General features: G+C 69.0%; 14 protein-coding genes and 2 rRNA genes. 14 read left to right on the forward strand and 2 right to left on the reverse strand.

Annotated features, from left to right (window positions below):
- Positions 1-99: 99 nt before the first annotated feature.
- The 11 genes from pheS (at position 100) to FGI33_RS03200 (ending at position 12767) form a co-directional block, all read left to right on the forward strand.
- Entirely contained in the window at positions 100-1137 is a 1038-nt protein-coding gene (gene pheS, locus FGI33_RS03150) for a phenylalanine--tRNA ligase subunit alpha (RefSeq protein ID WP_119435370.1), read from the forward strand.
- 2 nt (positions 1138-1139) lie between these two features.
- On the forward strand, positions 1140-3683 hold the full coding sequence (pheT, locus tag FGI33_RS03155) for a phenylalanine--tRNA ligase subunit beta (RefSeq protein WP_237582244.1): 2544 nt from the start codon (positions 1140-1142) through the stop codon (positions 3681-3683).
- Positions 3684-3813: 130 nt separating this feature from the next.
- Complete coding sequence (gene argC, locus FGI33_RS03160) at positions 3814-4863, forward strand: N-acetyl-gamma-glutamyl-phosphate reductase (protein WP_119435009.1); 1050 nt, start codon at positions 3814-3816, stop codon at positions 4861-4863.
- Positions 4860-6014, forward strand: a complete 1155-nt coding sequence (gene argJ / locus FGI33_RS03165) for a bifunctional glutamate N-acetyltransferase/amino-acid acetyltransferase ArgJ (protein WP_119435010.1) — start codon at positions 4860-4862, stop codon at positions 6012-6014. Before argC ends, argJ begins: the two co-directional genes overlap by 4 nt.
- Before the next feature lie 23 nt (positions 6015-6037).
- Complete coding sequence (argB, locus tag FGI33_RS03170; protein ID WP_182478701.1) at positions 6038-6949, forward strand: acetylglutamate kinase; 912 nt, start codon at positions 6038-6040, stop codon at positions 6947-6949.
- On the forward strand, positions 6946-8163 hold the full coding sequence (locus tag FGI33_RS03175; RefSeq protein ID WP_119435012.1) for an acetylornithine transaminase: 1218 nt from the start codon (positions 6946-6948) through the stop codon (positions 8161-8163). Before argB ends, FGI33_RS03175 begins: the two co-directional genes overlap by 4 nt.
- A 139-nt stretch (positions 8164-8302) precedes the next feature.
- Positions 8303-9226 carry an ornithine carbamoyltransferase gene (argF, locus tag FGI33_RS03180; RefSeq protein ID WP_119435167.1) on the forward strand — a complete coding sequence of 308 codons (924 nt, stop codon included), beginning with the start codon at positions 8303-8305 and terminating at the stop codon, positions 9224-9226.
- A 48-nt stretch (positions 9227-9274) separates the two neighbouring features.
- On the forward strand, positions 9275-10513 hold the full coding sequence (locus FGI33_RS03185) for an argininosuccinate synthase (protein ID WP_119402665.1): 1239 nt from the start codon (positions 9275-9277) through the stop codon (positions 10511-10513).
- A gap of 4 nt (positions 10514-10517) precedes the next feature.
- The gene (gene argH / locus FGI33_RS03190) at positions 10518-12011 is read left to right on the forward strand and encodes an argininosuccinate lyase (RefSeq protein ID WP_237582245.1); all 1494 of its coding nucleotides are present in this window, start codon (positions 10518-10520) and stop codon (positions 12009-12011) included.
- Positions 12008-12145, forward strand: a complete 138-nt coding sequence (locus tag FGI33_RS03195) for a hypothetical protein (RefSeq protein WP_182478530.1) — start codon at positions 12008-12010, stop codon at positions 12143-12145. Before argH ends, FGI33_RS03195 begins: the two co-directional genes overlap by 4 nt.
- Positions 12146-12152: 7 nt before the next feature.
- A complete protein-coding gene (locus tag FGI33_RS03200) occupies positions 12153-12767 on the forward strand; it encodes a DNA-3-methyladenine glycosylase (RefSeq protein WP_237582246.1) in 615 nt (204 codons plus the stop codon).
- An 18-nt stretch (positions 12768-12785) separates the two neighbouring features.
- Here FGI33_RS03200 and FGI33_RS03205 read toward each other — a convergent pair whose 3' ends face one another.
- Both FGI33_RS03205 and FGI33_RS03210 read right to left on the reverse strand, forming a co-directional pair.
- Positions 12786-13385 carry a hypothetical protein gene (locus FGI33_RS03205; protein WP_237582247.1) on the reverse strand — a complete coding sequence of 200 codons (600 nt, stop codon included), beginning with the start codon at positions 13383-13385 and terminating at the stop codon, positions 12786-12788.
- Entirely contained in the window at positions 13382-14059 is a 678-nt protein-coding gene (locus FGI33_RS03210; protein WP_237582248.1) for a DNA-binding protein, read from the reverse strand. The genes FGI33_RS03205 and FGI33_RS03210 overlap by 4 nt, the downstream gene beginning before the upstream one ends.
- Before the next feature lie 197 nt (positions 14060-14256).
- Here FGI33_RS03210 and tyrS point away from each other — a divergent pair, with 197 nt between their 5' ends.
- From tyrS to FGI33_RS03225, 3 genes are all read left to right on the forward strand, one after another.
- Positions 14257-15585, forward strand: coding sequence for a tyrosine--tRNA ligase (gene tyrS / locus FGI33_RS03215; protein ID WP_119435567.1), 1329 nt, complete (start codon positions 14257-14259; stop codon positions 15583-15585).
- Positions 15586-16141: 556 nt separating this feature from the next.
- A 16S ribosomal RNA gene (locus FGI33_RS03220) occupies positions 16142-17662 on the forward strand.
- Positions 17663-18090: 428 nt separating this feature from the next.
- Positions 18091-21210: ribosomal RNA gene (locus FGI33_RS03225) — 23S ribosomal RNA — on the forward strand.
- Together the 16S and 23S rRNA genes form the textbook arrangement of a ribosomal RNA operon.
- Positions 21211-21306: the final 96 nt, after the last annotated feature.

Raw genomic sequence — 21306 nt, forward strand, 5'->3', positions numbered from 1 at the left:
CGGCGGGCCCCTCGCGCGTGGGCCGCGACCCGGATCGGCGTCGCGCGCGGGCCCCGCGCGGGCCGGGAGCGGCACCCCCGATCGGTAGACTCGGGCCTCATGTCCGAACCCCAGATCTCCGAGGAGACCGTCGGCGCCGCCGTGGAGCACGCGATGGCCGCGCTCGCCGCGACCACCGACTCCGCGTCGCTCGCCGAGGCCCGCTCCGCCCACATCGGCGAGGCGTCGCCGCTCGCCCGGCTGAACGGATCGCTCCGCTCGCTGCCGCCCGAACAGCGCAAGGACGCCGGCAAGCTCGTCGGCCAGTCGCGCGCCCGCGTCACGCAGGCGTTCCAGGCGCGCGAGGCGGAGATCCAGGAGCAGGAGGCCGCCGCGCGCCTCGTGGCCGAGGCCGTCGACGTCACCGCGCTGCCGAGCCGCCGGCGTGCGGGCGCGCGCCACCCGCTCACCATGCTCGAGGAGCGCATCGCCGACATCTTCGTCGGGATGGGGTGGCAGGTGAACGAGGGCCCCGAGCTCGAGAGCGAGTGGTTCAACTTCGACGCGCTCAACTTCCCGCCCGACCACCCGGCGCGCGCCATGCAGGACTCCTTCTACGTGGATCCGACCGACGCGCACCTGGTGCTCCGCACGCACACCTCGCCCGTGCAGATCCGCACGCTGCTCGCCGACGAGCTGCCCGTCTACACGATCGCGCAGGGCCGCACCTTCCGCAGCGACGAGCTCGACGCGACGCACACGCCCGCGTTCCGCCAGATCGAGGGCATCGCCATCGACCGCGGCCTCACCATGGCGCACCTCCGCGGCACGCTCGAGCACTTCGCGCGCTCGATGTTCGGCGAGGACGCGCGCATCCGCCTGCGCCCGAACTACTTCCCCTTCACCGAGCCGAGCGCCGAGATGGACGTCTGGCACCCGGCCGCAGCGGGCGGACCCCGCTGGATCGAGTGGGGCGGCTGCGGCATGGTGAACCCGAACGTGCTGCGCTCCGCGGGCATCGACCCCGACGAGTACCAGGGCTTCGCGTTCGGCATGGGCACCGAGCGCACCCTCATGTTCCGCAACGACCTCTCCGACATGCGCGACATCGTCGAGGGCGACATCCGATTCGGCGCGCAGTTCGGGATGGTGGTGTAGTCGTGAGGATCCCGATCAGCTGGCTCGGCGAGCACGTCGAGCTCCCCGCGGGGGTCACCCCCGAGGACGTCCACGCCTCCCTCGTGAAGGTGGGCCTCGAGGAGGAGGACGTGCACGCGTTCTCGATCTCCGGCCCCGTCGTCGTCGGGCAGGTGCTCGAGGCGAGCCCCGAGCCGCAGACCAACGGCAAGACCATCAACTGGTGCTCCGTCCGCGTCGCGCCCGAGGGCGCCACGGCGGCCGACGGCGGCGGGGACGTCCGCGGCATCGTCTGCGGCGCGCACAACTTCGCCGTCGGCGACAAGGTCGTGGTGAGCCTGCCCGGCGCGGTGCTCCCCGGCCCGTTCCCCATCTCCGCGCGGAAGACGTACGGGCACGTGTCCGACGGCATGATCGCGTCGTCGCGGGAGCTCGGCCTGGGGGAGGAGCACGACGGGATCCTCGTCCTCTCCTCGCTCGGGCTCGACCCCGAGGTCGGCACGGACGCGCTCGCGCTCCTGCACCTCGACGACCGCGCGGTGGAGGTCAACGTCACGCCCGACCGCGGCTACGCGTTCTCGATCCGCGGCATCGCCCGCGAGTACGCGCACGCGACGGGCGCCTCCTTCACCGACCCCGCGGACGCGCTCGCGCTGCTCGCGGCCGACGCGCCCGTCCAGGGGGTGGAGGTGCGCGTCGACGACGCCGCCCCGATCCGCGGCCGCGCCGGCGCGGACGTGTTCGTCACGCGCGTGGTCTCCGGCCTCGACGTGTCCCGGCCCACGCCGCCGTGGATGGTGTCGCGCCTCACGCTCGCGGGCGTCCGCTCCATCTCGCTCGTGGTCGACATCACCAACTACGTGATGCTCGAGCTCGGCCAGCCCCTGCACGGCTACGACCTCGACCGGCTGCGGGGCGGCATCGTCGTCCGCCGCGCTGCCGAGGGCGAGACGCTCGTCACGCTCGACGGGCGCGAGCGCGCGCTCCACGTCGAGGACCTCGTCATCGCCGACGACTCCGGCCCGGTCGGGCTCGCGGGCGTCATGGGCGGCGCGGCCACCGAGATCGGCGCGGGCACCAGCCGCGTGCTGATCGAGGCGGCCGGCTTCGACCCCGTGTCGATCGCGCGCACGGCCCGCCGGCACAAGCTGCCGAGCGAGGCGTCCAAGCGATTCGAACGCGGGGTGGATCCCCGGGTCGCCCCGGCCGCGGCGGCGCGCGCCGTGCAGCTCCTCGAGGAGCTCGCCGGCGGCCACGCGGAGGGCCTCGGGTCCCTCCTCGACACGACCGCGCCGCGCGCGGCCATCGAGCTGCCCCTCGGCTACCCGGCGTCGCTCGTCGGCGTCGACTACACCGAGGACGAGGTGCGCCACGCGCTCGTCGACGTGGGCTGCGCGCTCGACGAGCGCGACGGCGTCATCGTCGTCACCCCGCCGACCTGGCGTCCCGACCTGCGCGACCGCGCGGACCTCGTGGAGGAGGTGGCGCGCATCGTCGGCTACGACCGGATCCCCGCCGTGCTGCCCGTCGCGCCCCCGGGCCGCGGGCTCACGGCCGCGCAGCGCCTCCGCCGCCAGGCCTCGATCGCGCTCGCCGCGGGCGGGCTCACCGAGGTCATGGGGTCGCCGTTCTCCTCGGAGGCGCAGAACGCGCGCTTCGGCGCGGCCGACCGCGAGGACGCGCCCGCCGTGCGCCTCGCGAACCCGCTCGACGTCGCGTTCCCGTACCTCCGCCGCTCGCTGCTGCCGGGGCTCGTCGACATCGCGCGTCGCAACCTGTCGCGCGGATCCACCGACCTCGCGCTCTTCGAGACCGGCACCGTCTTCCTGCCGTCGGCGGGGGTCGCGTACGGCTCGCCCGAGATGCCGCCGGGCGCCGCGCGCCCGGACGCGGACACGCTGCGGGCGCTCGACGCCGGCATCCCGCCGCAGCCGCGCCACGTCGGCGTGCTGATCCTCGGCGACGCCGTGCCGAAGCAGCCGGGCACCCCCGCGCAGCGCGCCGGCCTCGTCGACGCGCTCGACGCCGTGCGGCAGCTCGCGCACGCGGTCGGCGTGGAGATCCGCTTCGAGCAGGGCGCCCACATCGCCCTGCACCCGGGCCGCACGGCCGCCGTCGAGGCGGTGACCGCCGACGGCCCCGTCATCGTGGGCTTCGCCGGAGAGCTGCTGCCCGCGCTCGCCGCCGAGCTCGACCTGCCCGAGCGCGTGGCGCTCGCCGAGGTCGACCTCGACCGGCTCGTGGGGCTCGCGGGCGGCGCGGTCGAGGTGCGCACGCTCACCTCGATGCCGGTCGCGACGCAGGACCTCAGCCTGGTCGTGCCGCTCGAGGTCCCGGCGGGGGAGCTGCTCCGCACGGTGGTCGAGGGCGCGGGCGACCTGCTCGAGTCCGCCCGGCTCGTGGACGACTACCGCGGTCCCGGCGTCCAGGACGGCACCCGCTCGCTCACGTTCGCGCTCCGCTTCCGCGCGCCCGACCGCACCCTCACCGCGGCCGAGGCGAGCGAGGCCCGCGACGGATCCGTGCGGCTCGCGGCCGAGCGCTTCGGCGCGGCGCTCCGGGAGTAGGCGCGGGGCCGAGCGCCCCGCACCGGCCTCCGCGCGGGCGGGCTCCTCCCCTCGGGAGGCGCCCGCCCGCGCCGTCGTCCCGGCCCGCGGCCCGGCGGGACCCCTCCCGCACCGGCACTAGATTTGATCCATGTCATTCTCAGTCGCCGTGGCGGGTGCCAGCGGCTACGCGGGCGGAGAGCTCCTCCGCCTGCTCGCCGACCACCCGCGCCTCGAGGTCCAGACGCTCACCGCCTTCCAGAACGCGGGCGAGCGTCTGCGTCAGGTGCACCCGCACCTCACCTCGTACGCCGACCGGACCTTCGTCGAGACGACGGCCGAGCGGCTGGCCGGCCACGACGTGGTCTTCCTCGCGCTGCCGCACGGCAAGTCGGGCGCCATCACGGCCGAGCTCGACGACCAGACCCTCGTGGTCGACTGCGGCGCCGACCACCGGCTCGTCGACGAGGCCGCGTGGGACGCGTTCTACGGGGACGACTTCGCGGGCGCCTGGCCGTACGGCCTGCCCGAGCTGCTGCACGCGGAGGAGGGCGGCACCCAGCGCACGCGCCTGTCGGGCGTGAAGCGCATCGCGGTGCCCGGCTGCAACGTCACCGCCATCACGCTCGGGCTCCAGCCCGGCATCCGCGCGGGCGTCATCGAGCCGGAGGACATCGTCGCCGTGCTCGCGGTCGGTCCGTCCGGCGCGGGCCGCTCGCTCCGCACGAACCTGCTGGCCAGCGAGATCCTCGGATCCGCGAGCGCCTACGCGGTCGGGGGCACCCACCGCCACACGCCGGAGATCCGGCAGAACCTCGAGACGGCCGGCGGCGGGCACGTCAGCGTCTCGTTCACGCCCGTGCTCGTGCCGATGGCCCGGGGGATCCTCGCCACGGCCACCGCGCGCCTCGCCCCCGGCTTCTCCGCCCACGACGTGCGCGCCGCATGGGAGCTCGCCTACGCCGACGAGCCGTTCGTGCACCTGCTGCCGGAGGGGTCGTTCCCGAACGTGTCCGACGTCACGGGGTCCAACACCGCGCTCGTGGGCCTCGCGGTCGACGAGGCCGCGGGCCGCGTCGTCACGGTCACGGCCATCGACAACCTGGTCAAGGGCACGGCGGGCGCGGCGATCCAGTCGGCCAACATCGCGCTCGGCCTCCCCGAGCATCTCGGCCTCCCGGTGAACGGGGTGGCCCCGTGAGCGTCACCGCCGCACGCGGCTTCGTCGCCGGAGGGGTCGCCGCCGGCCTCAAGTCCACGGGCGCGCTCGACGTCGCCCTCGTCCGCAACACCGGCCCGTCGCAGGCGGCCGCCGCGGTCTTCACGAGCAACCGCTGCCAGGCGAACCCCATCCTCTGGTCGCGCCAGGTCATCGGCGACGGCCGGGTCAGCGCCGTGGTCCTCAACTCCGGCGGGGCCAACTGCTACACCGGGTCCCGCGGCTTCCAGGTCACGCACGCCACCGCCGAGGCGGTCGGCCGCGCGCTCGACGTCTCGAGCGGCGACGTGCTCGTCTGCAGCACGGGCCTCATCGGCGAGCAGCTCCCGCTCGAGAAGCTGGAGGACGGGGTCGCACGCGTCTCCGTCGCGCTCTCCGAGACGGGCGGCGACGACGCGGCCCGCGCCATCATGACCACCGACACGAAGCCCAAGCAGTCGGTCCGCGCGTCCGACGCCGGCTGGACCGTCGGCGGCATGGCCAAGGGCGCGGGCATGCTCGCGCCGGGCCTCGCCACCATGCTCGTCGTGATCACCACCGACGCCGACCTCGACGCCGCGGCGCTCGACGCCGCGCTCCGCGAGGCCACGCGCGTGACGTTCGACCGTCTCGACTCGGACGGCTGCATGTCGACCAACGACCAGGTCACGCTCCTGGCCTCCGGGGCCTCGGGCGTGGTGCCCGACGCGGACGCGTTCCAGGCCGCGCTCACGGCGGTGTGCGCCGACCTCGCCGAGCAGCTGCAGGCCGACGCCGAGGGCGCGTCGCACGACATCGCCATCGAGGTCGTGCACGCGGCGTCCGACGACGACGCCGTCGAGGTGGGCCGCGCGGTCGCCCGCAGCAACCTCTTCAAGGCCGCCGTCTTCGGCAACGACCCCAACTGGGGCCGCGTGCTCGCGGCCGTCGGCACGACCGGCGCGGCGTTCGACCCCTACGGCATCGACGTCGCCATCAACGGCGTCGAGGTGTGCCGCGCGGGCGAGCCGCACGAGAGCCGCGACCTGGTCGACCTGCACCCGCGCGCCGTGCACGTCCTCATCGACCTGCACGCGGGCGACGCGACGGCGACCATCCTCACCAACGACCTCACGCACGACTACGTGCACGAGAACAGCGCGTACGCCAGCTGATGGGCGGCGCAGACGGGACGGACGTGACCGCCATCACGCAGGACGCCGCCGACCGCGACCAGGCGCAGGCCGAGTCGAAGGCCGCGACGCTCATCGAGTCGCTGTCGTGGCTGCAGCGCTTCCACGACCGCATCGTGGTCGTGAAGTTCGGCGGCAACGCCATGGTCGACGAGGAGCTCACGCGCACCTTCGCCGAGGACGTCGTGTACCTCCGCTACGCCGGGCTCCGACCCGTCGTCGTGCACGGCGGCGGTCCGCAGATCAGCGCGATGCTCACGCGCCTCGGCATCGAGAGCGAGTTCCGCGGGGGATACCGCGTCACCACGCCCGAGGTGCTCGAGGTCGTCCGCATGGTGCTCACCGGGCAGGTCAGCCGCGACGTCGTGCGCGGCATCAACGCCCACGGCCCGCTCGCCGCCGCCGTCTCGGGCGAGGACGCCGGGCTCTTCACGGGCCGCCGCCGCGGCGCGGTCGTCGACGGCGTCGAGGTCGACCTCGGCCTCGTGGGCGACGTCGTGGCGGTGGATCCCACGGCCGTGCTCGCGCAGCTCGACGCCGGCCGCATCCCGGTCGTGTCCTCCATCGCGCCCGACGAGTCCGACCCCGCCGTCTCGCTCAACGTCAACGCGGACGCCGCGGCCGCCGCGCTCGCCGTGGCCCTCGGCGCCGAGAAGCTCGTCATCCTCACCGACGTCGCGGGCCTCTACCGCGACTGGCCCGACCGCGGATCCCTCGTCTCCGACATCCGCGCCGACGAGCTCCGCGCGCTCCTGCCCTCGCTCGAGTCGGGCATGATCCCCAAGATGGCGGCGTGCCTCGAGGCCGTCGACGGGGGAGTGCCCAAAGCCGCCATCATCGACGGCCGCATCCCGCACTCGATGCTCCTCGAGATCTTCACCACGAACGGAATCGGAACGGAGGTCGTGCCCGCATGACCACGACCCAGCCAGAGCGCCGCACCACCCAGACCGAGAGCGAGTGGTCCGACCGCTTCCAGGCCGCGATGATGCGCTCGTCGCCGCCCCCGCTCGCCATGCTGGTGCGCGGCGAGGGCTGCCGCGTGTGGGACTCGACGGGCCGCGAGTACCTCGACTTCCTCGCCGGCATCGCCGTCAACTCTCTCGGGCACGCGCACCCGGCGCTCATCCGCGCGGTCACCGAGCAGGTGTCCACGCTCGCGCACGTGTCCAACTACTTCGCCACGCCGCCGCAGATCGCGCTCGCCGAGCGCCTCCGCCGCATCACCGGCGCGGGCGACACCGGCCGCGTGTACTTCGGCAACTCGGGCGCCGAGGCGAACGAGGCCGCGTTCAAGCTCGCGCGCCGCAACGGATCCGCGCATCGCACGCGCGTCATCACCCTCCAGGGCTCCTTCCACGGCCGCACGATGGGCGCTCTCGCGCTCACCGGGCAGCCCGCGCTCCAGGCGCCCTTCCTCCCGCTCCCCGGCGGCGTCGAGCACATCGCGCCGACCCTCGAGGCGCTCGAGGCGGCGATCGACGACACCGTCCAGGCGCTCATCCTGGAGCCGATCCAGGGCGAGGCCGGCGTGGTCGACCTGCCCGCGGGCTTCCTCCGCCGCGCGCGCGAGCTCACGCGCGAGCACGGGGCGCTGCTCATCCTCGACGAGATCCAGACCGGCGTCGGGCGCACCGGCCGCTGGTTCGCGTACGAGCACGAGGGCGTGCGGCCCGACGCGGTCACGATCGCGAAGGGCATCGCGGGCGGCGTGCCGATCGGCGCGCTCGTGGCGTTCGACGCCGCGGCCGACCTCCTGCAGAAGGGCCAGCACGGGTCCACCTTCGGCGGCAACCCGCTCGCCACCGCCGCGGGGAACGCGGTCCTCGCCGAGATCGAGGAGGCCGGGCTCGTGGAGAACGCGGCCCGCCGCGGCGAGGAGATCCGCGCCGCCATCACGGGCCTCGACTCCCCGCTCGTCGCCGAGGTGCGCGGCCGCGGCCTCCTCATCGGCGTGGGCCTCCACCACGAGGACGCCGGGCGCATCGCGGCCGCCGCGCTCGGCGAGGGCCTCATCATCAACGCGCCCAACGCCCGCAGCCTCCGCATCGCGCCGCCGCTCATAGTCGGCGACGCGGAGGTGCGCGACTTCCGCGAGCGGTTCGGGCGCGCCCTGGCGCACCTGCGCTGAGCCGGGGGAGCGGGGGCCGATCGCGCTCCCGTCCCCGGCGTCGGGCGGCGCCCCCGCGCGGGGCCGCCGCCCGACGGATCCGCCCCCGCACGTCCCCTAGGCTTGTCTGACCCCGAGTCCCCCGAGAGCGAGCGATGCGATGACCCGCCACTTCCTGCGCGACGACGACCTGAGCCCGGCCGAGCAGGCCGAGGTGCTCGACCTGGCGGTGCAGCTCAAGCGCGAGCGCTGGTCCGAGCGCCCGCTCGCCGGCCCGCAGACGGTCGCCGTGATCTTCGACAAGTCCTCGACCCGCACGCGCGTCTCCTTCGCCGTCGGCATCGCGGACCTCGGCGGCGTCCCGCTCATCATCAGCACCGCCAACAGCCAGCTCGGCGGCAAGGAGACCGCGAGCGACACCGCGCGCGTCCTCGAGCGCCAGGTCGCGGCCATCGTCTGGCGCACCTACGGCCAGGCTGGCCTCGAGGAGATGGCCGCGGGCACAACAATCCCCGTCGTCAACGCCCTGTCGGACGACTTCCACCCGTGCCAGATCCTCGCCGACCTGCTCACCATCCGCGAGCACCGCGGCGACCTCGCCGGCCAGACCCTCGTCTTCCTGGGCGACGGCGCGAGCAACATGGCGCACTCCTACCTCCTCGGCGGCGTCACCGCCGGCATGCACGTGCGCATCGCCGCCCCCGCCGGCTACGTGCCCGCCGCGGACGTCGCGGCCGACGCCGAGCGCATCGCCGCGACCACGGGCGGCTCGGTCCGGATCCTCGCCGATCCCGTCGAGGCCGTCACCGGCGCCGACGTCGTCATCACCGACACCTGGGTGTCGATGGGCCGCGAGGAGGAGAAGGCCCAGCGCCTGGCCGAGCTCGGCGCCTACCAGGTCACGACCGAGCTCATGGCGCACGCGGTCGACGACGCGATCTTCCTGCACTGCCTTCCCGCCGACCGCGAGTACGAGGTGGCCGCCGAGGTCATCGACGGCCCGCAGTCGGTGGTCTGGGACGAGGCGGAGAACCGCCTGCACGCCCAGAAGGCGCTGCTCGTCTGGCTCCTGCGCCAGTCCTGACGCAGCCCCCACACCCCGAGACACCTCAGCAACGAAACGGAGAACGGCATGGCCGAACGCGTGGTACTGGCATATTCCGGCGGACTCGACACCTCGGTCGGCATCGGCTGGCTCAAGGACGCGACCGGCAAGGAGGTCGTGGCCCTCGCCGTCGACGTCGGCCAGGGCGGCGAGGACATGGAGGTCATCCGGCAGCGCGCGCTCGACTGCGGCGCGGTCGAGGCCGTCGTGGTGGATGCCAAGGACGAGTTCGCGGACGACTACATCGTCCCCGCGCTCAAGGCCAACGCGCTCTACCAGAAGCGCTACCCGCTGGTCTCGGGCCTCAGCCGCCCGCTGATCGCCAAGCACCTCGCGCGCGTCGCCCACGAGCTCGGCGCGAACAGCGTCGCGCACGGCTGCACCGGCAAGGGCAACGACCAGGTCCGCTTCGAGGCCGCCGTCGCCGCGCTCGCGCCCGACCTCACCTCCATCGCGCCCGTCCGCGACCTCGCGCTCACGCGCGACAAGGCCATCGTCTACGCGAACGAGCACGACCTCCCCATCGAGCAGAGCAAGAAGAGCCCGTACTCGATCGACAAGAACGTCTGGGGCCGCGCGGTCGAGACCGGCTTCCTCGAGGACCCGTGGAACGGCCCCATCGAGGACCTCTACGAGTACACGCAGGACCCCGACGTGCTGCGCGACCCCACCGAGGTCACCATCACGTTCGAGGCGGGCGTGCCCGTCGCGATCGACGGCGTGCGCTACTCGCCGCTGCGCATCGTCCAGGAGCTGAACGCCGCGGCGGGCGCGCACGGCATCGGCCGCATCGACGTCGTCGAGGACCGCCTCGTCGGCATCAAGAGCCGCGAGGTGTACGAGGCCCCCGCCGCCATGACGCTCATCGAGGCGCACGAGGAGCTCGAGAGCCTCACGATCGAGCGCGACCTCGGCCGCTACAAGCGCGGCGTCGAGAAGGACTGGGCGAACCTCGTCTACGACGGGCTCTGGTTCTCCGGCCTCAAGCGCTCGCTCGACGCCTTCATCGAGGACTCGCAGCGCCACGTGTCCGGCGACATCCGCATGACGCTCCGCGGCGGCCGCGCGGTCGTCACCGGCCGCCGCAGCGAGTCGAGCCTGTACGACTTCGACCTCGCCACCTACGACACGGGCGACACGTTCGACCAGTCGCTGTCCAAGGGCTTCATCGAGCTGTGGTCGCTGCCGAGCAAGATCTCGGCGCGCCGCGACCTCGCGGTCGAGCAGGCCGCGCTGGCGGCCGACCCCGCGCCCGCCGCGGAGTAGCCGCATGACCGAGAGCACGGATCCGTCCTCCCGCGCAGGCGAGGCGGGCGCCCTCTGGGGCGGCCGCTTCGCCGGCGGCCCGTCGCCGGAGCTCGTGGCGCTCAGCCGCTCGACGCACTTCGATTGGCAGCTGGCGCCCTACGACATCGCGGGATCCCGGGCGCACGCCCGTGCCCTCGCGTCCGCGGGCTACCTGTCGGACGCCGAGCGGCAGGCCATGCTGCAGGCGCTCGACACCCTGGAGGACCGCGTGCGCTCGGGCGCGCTCGTGGCGTCCGAGGCCGACGAGGACGTGCACGGCGCCCTCGAGCGCGGCCTCATGGACATCGCGGGCGCCGAGCTCGGCGGCAAGCTCCGGGCGGGCCGCAGCCGCAACGACCAGATCGCCACGCTCGTCCGCATGTACATGCGCGACCACGCGGCGGTCATCCACGCGATGCTCGTGCAGCTCGTGGACGCGCTGGCCGCGCAGGCCGAGGCGTCGGGCGGCGCGATCATGCCGGGCCGCACGCACCTGCAGCACGCGCAGCCCGTGCTCCTCGCGCACCACCTGCTCGCGCACTGCTGGCCGCTGGTCCGCGACCTCGAGCGGCTCGCCGACTGGGACGCGCGCGCCGACGTCTCGCCGTACGGATCCGGCGCCCTCGCGGGATCGACCCTCGGCCTCGACGCCGGCGCGGTCGCCCGCGACCTCGGCTTCGCGCGCAGCTCCGAGAACTCCATCGACGGCACGGCCGCCCGCGACGTCGTGGCCGAGTTCGCGTTCGTGCTCGCGCAGGTGGGCATCGACCTGTCGCGGCTGAGCGAGGAGATCATCCTCTGGAACACGCGCGAGTTCGGGTTCGTCACGCTGAGCGACTCGTACTCGACCGGGTCGTCGATCATGCCGCAGAAGAAGAACCCCGACATCGCCGAGCTCGCGCGCGGCAAGTCGGGTCGCCTCATCGGCAACCTGTCCGGCCTGCTCGCGACCCTCAAGGGCCTCCCGCTCGCGTACAACCGCGACCTGCAGGAGGACAAGGAGCCCGTGTTCGACTCGGTGCAGACCCTCGAGGTGCTGCTGCCGGCGTTCACCGGGATGATCGCGACCCTCCGCTTCGACACCGGGCGCATGGCGGAGCTCGCGCCGCAGGGCTTCTCGCTCGCGACCGACGTGGCCGAGTGGCTCGTCAAGCACCGCGTGGCCTTCCGCGACGCGCACGAGATCACGGGCGAGCTCGTGAAGGCCGCCGAGTCCCGGGGCGTCGGCCTCGAGGATCTGAGCGACGACGACCTGCGCGCCGTCTCGCCGCACCTGGTGCCGGAGGTCCGCGAGGTGCTCAGCATCGAGGGCTCCGTCGCCAGCCGTGACGGCGTGGGCGGCACCGCCCGCGTCCGGGTCGACGAGCAGCGCGCCGAGCTGGTGCGCCGCGTGGCCGAGCTGCGCGCGCGGGCCGATGCGGCGGCCGAGCGCCGCGCGGCGGCAGCGGCATCGGCGTCGGGGGAGGCGTCGGCGTGACGCTCTCGAACGGCCGGCGTCCCGAGCGCCCCGAGCCCCGGAACCGCTGGCTCCTGCCCCTCGTCATCGGCGTGGCCGTCGCCGTGCTGGTGTTCGTGGTGGTCGTCGCGAGCCTCAACGGCGAGCTGATCTGACCCCCGCGTGATCGACGCGGCCTTCTTCGCGCGCGACGCGGTCGAGGTGGCGCCCGCGCTCCTCGGCGCGATCCTGTCGCGCGACTCGGAGGAGGGCCGCGTCTCCGTGCGCCTCACCGAGGTGGAGGCCTACCGCGGGGTGGGCGAGGATCCCGGATCGCACGCGTTCCGCGGTCGCCGCGCCCGCAACGCCACCATGTTCGGGCCGCCCGGCCGTCTCTACGCGTACTTCACGTACGGCATGCACACGTGCGCGAACGTCGTCTGCGGTCCCGAGGGGACGAGCGCCGGCGTGCTGCTGCGAGCCGGCGAGATCGTCGAGGGGATCGACCTCGCGCGGAGCCGTCGGGGCGCGGCCGTCCGCGACCGCGACCTGGCGCGCGGGCCCGCCCGCCTCGCGGTGGCGCTCGGCATCCCGCTCTCGGACGACGGCGCGCCGCTCGACGCGGCGCCGTACGCGCTCGCCCTGCCGGACGCGCGGCTCGCGCTGCCGGCGTCCGGCCCGCGCGTCGGGGTGTCCGGACCCGGGGGATCCGGCGAGCTGTTCCCGTGGCGGTTCTGGGTGCCCGGGGATCCGACCGTCTCGCCGTACCGCGCGCACGTCCCGCGCGTCCGCCGCTGAGCTGTCCGGTGCCGCCCGCTAGCGGACGACGAGCACGACCGCGGCGCACGTGGCGGCCCACAGCCAGCTCACGAGCGTCCCGATGATGAAGCGCTCCCGCGCCTCGGCCGCCTCGCCGAGCTCGGAGAACCGGCCGACGCCCTTGATGGCGATCACGACGGCGAGCGCCTCGGGGTAGCCGGCGAGGATCACGGCCACGACCGCCAGTCGCTCGAGCATCCCGATGGTGGCGCCGCCGCGCAGCACCTCGCGGGTGGGGCGGCGCAGGGCGGACGGGTCGTCCTCGTGCCCGCGCGGCGCGACCAGGATCCCGCCGTACGCTCCCGGCGGCACCGAGCCGCGGGTCGCGAGGGCCAGCACGACCGTCGACGCGGATCCGCCTCCGACGACGGCGAGCACGACGGCGACGAGCCCGAGGTAGCCGACGACGAGCGGCGACGCGACGCCGTCGAGCGCGAGCCCGACCGCCACCGCGGCGGCGAGGGTCCCCGCGGCCCCGGCGACCGTGCCCGTGCGGGGCGAGCGCACGGCGAGCAGCGCGAGCACGAGGGCCGCGGTGAGGAGCACGCACAGCGCGACCCAGGCCGCGACCTCCGCGGTGGTGCCGACGGGGATCACGAGCTGCGCCCGCCGCGCGTGGTGCGCGGTCCCGCGGCTGCCGCCGCTCCCGCGTCGAGGTGCGCCAGCAGCGCCTCGAGCCCGGGGATCGCGGCGCGCTCGGCGCGCCACCCGCTCGTGCGCAGGCGCGTGCTCACCGCCTGCGGGGTGATCCCGAGCTCGGCGGCCACCTCGCGCTGCGTCCGGCCGCCGGCCATGCGGTCGACGACGTCCCAGCCCTGCGGGGTGCGGCGGTCACGGGCGAGCAGCAGCAGCGTGAGGAGCGCCTCGACCTCCGCGGCGCCCGGCATCCGCGGGGCGGGATCGTCCCCGGGGCGCGCGGTCGGCGGATCCGTCGCGAGGGCGAACCGCGTCGCGCTGCGCTTGGCCGCGGTGACGGCGTCGCGGGCGGCGATGAACGCCGGGCCCGTGGCCTCGCGGGTCGCGCGGGGGAGCGGGGTCCGGACCGCCCCGATGCCGAGCCCGACGCTCCAGTGCCCGGCGCGCGTGAGCACGAGGACCATGTCGAGCGCGGTGGCGGCGTCGGCGACGAGCGCCTGCACCTCGTCGCCGGACGTGCGGTCGACCGGGAGCACCAGGCGCCCCTCGTAGCGTGCCGCGAGGTCGTCCCGCCCCGTCCCCGCGCGGTCGACGTCGCTCCGGCTCGCCTTCTGGTCGGCGGTGATGACGAACATGCGGATCCCCCTCAAGGCCCAGCGATTGATGCAGGCACATCAAGGCTATGCACCTGATCTTCCGAGATCAAGCCTGAGGGTTGATCCCGACCCGCCCTGCCCCGCTCTCCCGAGCATCGCCGCGACCACCGACAGCGGGTCGTCGTCGGCCGCGTCATCCGGTGTCGTCGCCCCCGCCGTGCCCCGCCGTCCCGGGGATGCCCCGCTGGTACCGTGATCGGGTGACGAACGCCGATCTCGACCTCCTCTCCTCCCAGCAGAACGACCCGTCCTTCCCGGACGTGTGGGAGGAGATCGTCTGGCGCGGGTACGTGCACGTGTCCACGGACCAGGACACCCTGAAGGAGCTGCTGTCCGGACCGCCCATCACCTACTACTGCGGATTCGACCCCACCGCGCCGAGCCTGCACCTCGGCAACCTCGTGCAGCTGCTGCTCATGCGGCGGCTCCAGCTGGCGGGGCACCGTCCGCTCGGGCTCGTAGGCGGCTCGACCGGCCTCATCGGCGATCCCCGGCCCACGGCCGAGCGCACCCTCAACACCCCGGAGGTCGTGGCGGAGTGGGTGGGGCGCCTGCAGGCGCAGGTGTCCGCGTTCCTCAGCCCCGACGGCGACAACGCCGTGCGCATCGTCAACAACCTGGACTGGACGGCGCCCATGAGCGCCATCGACTTCCTGCGGGAGGTGGGCAAGCACTTCCGGGTGGGCACCATGCTCAAGAAGGACGCGGTGAGCGCGCGCCTGAACTCCGACGAGGGCATCAGCTACACCGAGTTCAGCTACCAGATCCTGCAGGGCCTCGACTTCCGGGAGCTGCACCGCACGTACGGGTGCGTGCTGCAGACCGGCGGCAGCGACCAGTGGGGCAACCTCACCAGCGGCACCGACCTGATCCGCCGCAGCGAGCGGGCGACCGCGCACGCCATCGGCACGCCCCTCATCACCAACTCGGACGGCACCAAGTTCGGCAAGAGCGAGGGCAACGCGGTGTGGCTCGACCCCGAGCTCACGAGCCCCTACGCCTTCTACCAGTTCTGGCTCAACACCGACGACGCCGACGTGATCCACCGCCTGCGCATCTTCACGTTCCTGGACCGGACGCGCATCGAGGAGCTCGCGCGCGCCGTGGAGTCCGAGCCGTTCCGGCGCGAGGCGCAGCGCGCGCTCGCGTGGGAGGTGACGACCCTGGTCCATGGGGAGCACGCGACCGAGTCCGCGATCGCCGCGGCGCAGGCGCTGTTCGGGCAGGGCGAGCTGAGCGCGCTCGACGAGCCGACCCTCCGGGCCGCGCTCGGGGAGCTGCCGTCGGCCGACATCCCCGTCGGCACCACCGTGATCCAGGCCCTGATCGACACCGGTCTGGTCTCGAGCGCGGGCGAGGCCAGGCGCGCCATCACCCAGGGCGGGGTGTATGTCAACAACGTCGCCGTGGGCGATGCGTCCGCCGTCGTGGACGACCTCCTGCACGGCCGTTTCGCCGTGATCCGTCGTGGCAAGAAGACGCTCGCAGGCGTCACCGTCGCCTGAATCACCCGCTGATCCGGCCTTCTCTTCGGAGACTGTCGCGACACGCCCGGGATGCGGGTTGTTTTGCGGGGGTGGGGTGGTCCGCGTAATGTCTCCTCTTGTCGCCGGAACGGGCGGGAAGCGAAAAGCTTCCGGAGCTGTTCTGGCGGGTGATGATCCTGGTGAAACAGAAGTTGCCGCGGCTTACGGGTTGCGTGTTTACCATCAACTGAGCTAGGGTCTGATTCTGCTTCCGACGTGAGTGCTGGGCCTTCTGGTCTGGATCACTCCCACGGGGAGCGGTGGAGTGTGAGCTCCGATGGCTGGCTGTGATGGTCGGTGTCGGGAGCGTCCGTTCCTTGAGAACTCAACAGCGTGCACAATGTCAAATGCCAAATACCCGTTGCGGGTGTCCTTCGGATGCTCGTTTCGGATTCCTTTGGAATACATTTAAACAAACAAGCAAGTCAGTAATGATTTGTTCTGTCGGTTTCAAACTTGCTGGTTCGTGTTCGATTCCCGTTCACGTCCGGCTTTAGATGTGCCGGCTGCTTTCGGGTGGTCGTGCGTTTAAGCATTTATGGAGAGTTTGATCCTGGCTCAGGACGAACGCTGGCGGCGTGCTTAACACATGCAAGTCGAACGGTGATGTCAGAGCTTGCTCTGGCGGATCAGTGGCGAACGGGTGAGTAACACGTGAGTAACCTGCCCCCGACTCTGGGATAACTGCTAGAAATGGTAGCTAATACCGGATATGACGACTGGCCGCATGGTCTGGTCGTGGAAAGAATTTCGGTTGGGGATGGACTCGCGGCCTATCAGGTTGTTGGTGAGGTAATGGCTCACCAAGCCTACGACGGGTAGCCGGCCTGAGAGGGTGACCGGCCACACTGGGACTGAGACACGGCCCAGACTCCTACGGGAGGCAGCAGTGGGGAATATTGCACAATGGGCGCAAGCCTGATGCAGCAACGCCGCGTGAGGGATGACGGCCTTCGGGTTGTAAACCTCTTTTAGTAGGGAAGAAGCGAAAGTGACGGTACCTGCAGAAAAAGCACCGGCTAACTACGTGCCAGCAGCCGCGGTAATACGTAGGGTGCAAGCGTTGTCCGGAATTATTGGGCGTAAAGAGCTCGTAGGCGGTTTGTCGCGTCTGCTGTGAAATCCCGAGGCTCAACCTCGGGTCTGCAGTGGGTACGGGCAGACTAGAGTGCGGTAGGGGAGATTGGAATTCCTGGTGTAGCGGTGGAATGCGCAGATATCAGGAGGAACACCGATGGCGAAGGCAGATCTCTGGGCCGTAACTGACGCTGAGGAGCGAAAGCATGGGGAGCGAACAGGATTAGATACCCTGGTAGTCCATGCCGTAAACGTTGGGAACTAGATGTGGGGACCATTCCACGGTCTCCGTGTCGCAGCTAACGCATTAAGTTCCCCGCCTGGGGAGTACGGCCGCAAGGCTAAAACTCAAAGGAATTGACGGGGGCCCGCACAAGCGGCGGAGCATGCGGATTAATTCGATGCAACGCGAAGAACCTTACCAAGGCTTGACATATACCGGAAACATGCAGAGATGTGTGCCCCGCAAGGTCGGTATACAGGTGGTGCATGGTTGTCGTCAGCTCGTGTCGTGAGATGTTGGGTTAAGTCCCGCAACGAGCGCAACCCTCGTTCTATGTTGCCAGCACGTAATGGTGGGAACTCATAGGAGACTGCCGGGGTCAACTCGGAGGAAGGTGGGGATGACGTCAAATCATCATGCCCCTTATGTCTTGGGCTTCACGCATGCTACAATGGCCGGTACAAAGGGCTGCGATACCGTAAGGTGGAGCGAATCCCAAAAAGCCGGTCTCAGTTCGGATTGAGGTCTGCAACTCGACCTCATGAAGTCGGAGTCGCTAGTAATCGCAGATCAGCAACGCTGCGGTGAATACGTTCCCGGGCCTTGTACACACCGCCCGTCAAGTCATGAAAGTCGGTAACACCCGAAGCCAGTGGCCTAACCGCAAGGGAGGAGCTGTCGAAGGTGGGATCGGTGATTAGGACTAAGTCGTAACAAGGTAGCCGTACCGGAAGGTGCGGCTGGATCACCTCCTTTCTAAGGAGCATGTGCACCTCTCCTCTGTATACAGGGAGATCAAGGGTGCCAAGTCACGCGTCAGGCGTATGTCCTGGCGGTGGCGCTCATGGGTGGAACATTGACATTGATGCCGGCTGATGTGTCGGGCTGCTAGTACGCCTCCCTGTGGGGTGGGAACGTGGTTCGGTGTGTCGAGGGCATGTTGCACGCTGTTGGGTCCTGAGGGACCGGGCCGCACCTTTTGGGTGTGTCTGGTTTCTTGTCGGACCCTTTCCGTCGTCCTGTTGTGGATGGTGGTGGGGTACCGCCCGTATATTGAGAACTACACAGTGGACGCGAGCATCTTAGATTCACCGGTTTTCCGGTGGATCACAAAGATCTATTTATAGATCATTGGTCAATTCTGTCTCCTCTAGGGGGAGGCGAAACGATTCAATCTCATGTGATTTCAAGATTCTAAGAGCAAACGGTGGATGCCTTGGCATCTGGAGCCGAAGAAGGACGTATAAATCTGCGATAAGCCTCGGGGAGCTGATAATAGAGCTTTGATCCGAGGATCTCCGAATGGGGAAACCCCGCCAGGCCCTTTGGGTGACCTGGTGACTCCCGCCTGAATATATAGGGCGGGTAGAGGGAACGTGGGGAAGTGAAACATCTCAGTACCCACAGGAAGAGAAAGCAAAAGCGATTCCGTTAGTAGTGGCGAGCGAAACCGGAAGAGGCCAAACCGATCATGTGTGATATCCGGTAGGAGTTGCATGGTCGGGGTTGTGGGACTTTCCGTACAGTTCTACCGAGCTGTGAGGGCAATGAGCGCGATATAGACGAATGGTCTTGAAAGGCCAGTCATAGAGGGTGCGAACCCCGTAGTCGAAATGTCGTCGCCTGTCCGGAGAGTATCCCAAGTAGCACGGGGCCCGAGAAATCCCGTGTGAATCTGTCAGGACCACCTGATAAGCCTAAATACTCCCAGATGACCGATAGCGGACAAGTACCGTGAGGGAAAGGTGAAAAGTACCCCGGGAGGGGAGTGAAATAGTACCTGAAACCGTTTGCTTACAAACCGTTGGAGCACCCTTGTTGGTGTGACAGCGTGCCTTTTGAAGAATGAGCCTGCGAGTTAGTGATATGTGGCGAGGTTAACCCGTGAGGGGCAGCCGTAGCGAAAGCGAGTCTTAATAGGGCGTATGAGTCGCATGTTCTAGACCCGAAGCGAAGTGATCTATCCATGGCCAGGTTGAAGCGACGGTAAGACGTCGTGGAGGACCGAACCCACTTCAGTTGAAAATGGAGGGGATGAGCTGTGGATAGGGGTGAAAGGCCAATCAAACTTCGTGATAGCTGGTTCTCTCCGAAATGCATTTAGGTGCAGCGTTGCGTGTTTCTTGCCGGAGGTAGAGCTACTGGATGGACGATGGGCCCCAAAAGGTTACTGACTTCAGCCAAACTCCGAATGCCGGTAAGTGAGAGCGCAGCAGTGAGACGGTGGGGGATAAGCTTCATCGTCGAGAGGGAAACAACCCAGACCACCATCTAAGGTCCCTAAGCGCGTGCTAAGTGGGAAAGGATGTGGAGTTGCATAGACAACCAGGAGGTTGGCTTAGAAGCAGCCACCCTTGAAAGAGTGCGTAATAGCTCACTGGTCAAGTGATTCCGCGCCGACAATGTAACGGGGCTCAAGCACGCCACCGAAGTTGTGGCATTTATATTATAGGCAGGCCTTCGTGGTCCAGCCGTATGGATGGGTAGGAGAGCGTCGTGTGGCCAGCGAAGCGGCGGTGTGAACCAGCCGTGGAGGCCACACGAGTGAGAATGCAGGCATGAGTAGCGAAAGACGGGTGAGAAACCCGTCCTCCGAAAGACCAAGGGTTCCAGGGCCAGGCTAATCCGCCCTGGGTAAGTCGGGACCTAAGGCGAGGCCGACAGGCGTAGTCGATGGACAACGGGTTGATATTCCCGTACCGATGAAGAACCGCCCAAGACAATCCAGTAATGCTAAGTGTCTGAATCCTTGATTCGATCCCTTCGGGGTGACGGTCTTGGCCTAGCACACGACCCTACGCTGGGGCGTTTAGCGTATTAACAGGTGTGACGCAGGAAGGTAGCTGAGCCGGGCGATGGTTGTCCCGGTCTAAGGATGTAGGGCAGAAGATAGGCAAATCCGTCTTCTATGTAGCCTGAGACCCGATGGGTAGTCCTCACGGACGAAATCAGTGATCCTATGCTGCCGAGAAAAGCATCGACGCGAGGTTCCAATCGCCCGTACCCCAAACCGACTCAGGTGGTCAGGTAGAGAATACTAAGGAGATCGAGAGAATCGTGGTTAAGGAACTCGGCAAAATGCCCCCGTAACTTCGGGAGAAGGGGGGCCTGAGGCGTGTAGGGATTTACTCCTGAAGCGTTTGAAGGCCGCAGAGACCAGTGGGAAGCGACTGTTTACTAAAAACACAGGTCCGTGCTAAGTCGCAAGACGATGTATACGGACTGACGCCTGCCCGGTGCTGGAAGGTTAAGAGGAACGGTTAGTCCGCAAGGGCGAAGCTGAGAATTTAAGCCCCAGTAAACGGCGGTGGTAACTATAACCATCCTAAGGTAGCGAAATTCCTTGTCGGGTAAGTTCCGACCTGCACGAATGGCGTAACGACTTCCCAGCTGTCTCAACCGCGAACTCGGCGAAATTGCACTACGAGTAAAGATGCTCGTTACGCGCAGCAGGACGGAAAGACCCCGTGACCTTTACTACAGCTTGGTATTGGTGTTCGGTGTGGCTTGTGTAGGATAGGTGGGAGACTGTGAAGCTCGGACGCTAGTTCGGGTGGAGTCATTGTTGAAATACCACTCTGGTCACTCTGGATATCTAACTTCGAACCGTAATCCGGTTCAGGGACAGTGCCTGGTGGGTAGTTTAACTGGGGCGGTTGCCTCCTAAAGAGTAACGGAGGCGCCCAAAGGTTCCCTCAACCTGGTTGGTAATCAGGTGTCGAGTGTAAGTGCACAAGGGAGCTTGACTGTGAGACTGACAAGTCGAGCAGGGACGAAAGTCGGGACTAGTGATCCGGCAGTGGCTTGTGGAAGCGCTGTCGCTCAACGGATAAAAGGTACCTCGGGGATAACAGGCTGATCTTGCCCAAGAGTCCATATCGACGGCATGGTTTGGCACCTCGATGTCGGCTCGTCGCATCCTGGGGCTGGAGTAGGTCCCAAGGGTTGGGCTGTTCGCCCATTAAAGCGGTACGCGAGCTGGGTTTAGAACGTCGTGAGACAGTTCGGTCCCTATCCGCTGCGCGCGTAGGAAATTTGAGAAGATCTATCCCTAGTACGAGAGGACCGGGATGGACGAACCTCTGGTGTGTCAGTTGTTCCGCCAGGAGCACCGCTGATTAGCTACGTTCGGAACGGATAACCGCTGAAAGCATCTAAGCGGGAAGCCGGCTTCGAGATGAGATTTCCATCCCTTTTAGGGTGAAGGCTCCCGGCTAGACTACCGGGTTGATAGGCAGGATGTGGAAGCGAGGACTAAAGACTCGTGGAGCTGACCTGTACTAATAAGCCGATATCTTGAAAACATTTTGCTTGCGTCCACTATGTGGTTCCCGATATACGGTCGGGTATCAATTGAATAACCAGCTTGACTGGTCGATTCATCACAGATTTCATGCCCC

Origin of the sequence: Clavibacter phaseoli (genome assembly GCF_021922925.1) — a bacterium.
GTDB classification, from domain to species: domain Bacteria; phylum Actinomycetota; class Actinomycetes; order Actinomycetales; family Microbacteriaceae; genus Clavibacter; species Clavibacter phaseoli.

Coding starts and splice junctions, on each gene's coding strand:
- pheS (WP_119435370.1), top strand. CDS start 100: ATGTCCGAACCCCAGATCTCCGAGGAGACCGTCGGCGCCGCCGTGGAG.
- argC (WP_119435009.1), top strand. CDS start 3,814: ATGTCATTCTCAGTCGCCGTGGCGGGTGCCAGCGGCTACGCGGGCGGA.
- FGI33_RS03175 (WP_119435012.1), top strand. CDS start 6,946: ATGACCACGACCCAGCCAGAGCGCCGCACCACCCAGACCGAGAGCGAG.
- argF (WP_119435167.1), top strand. CDS start 8,303: ATGACCCGCCACTTCCTGCGCGACGACGACCTGAGCCCGGCCGAGCAG.
- FGI33_RS03185 (WP_119402665.1), top strand. CDS start 9,275: ATGGCCGAACGCGTGGTACTGGCATATTCCGGCGGACTCGACACCTCG.
- argH (WP_237582245.1), top strand. CDS start 10,518: ATGACCGAGAGCACGGATCCGTCCTCCCGCGCAGGCGAGGCGGGCGCC.
- FGI33_RS03210 (WP_237582248.1), bottom strand. CDS start 14,059: ATGTTCGTCATCACCGCCGACCAGAAGGCGAGCCGGAGCGACGTCGAC.
- tyrS (WP_119435567.1), top strand. CDS start 14,257: ATGCCCCGCTGGTACCGTGATCGGGTGACGAACGCCGATCTCGACCTC.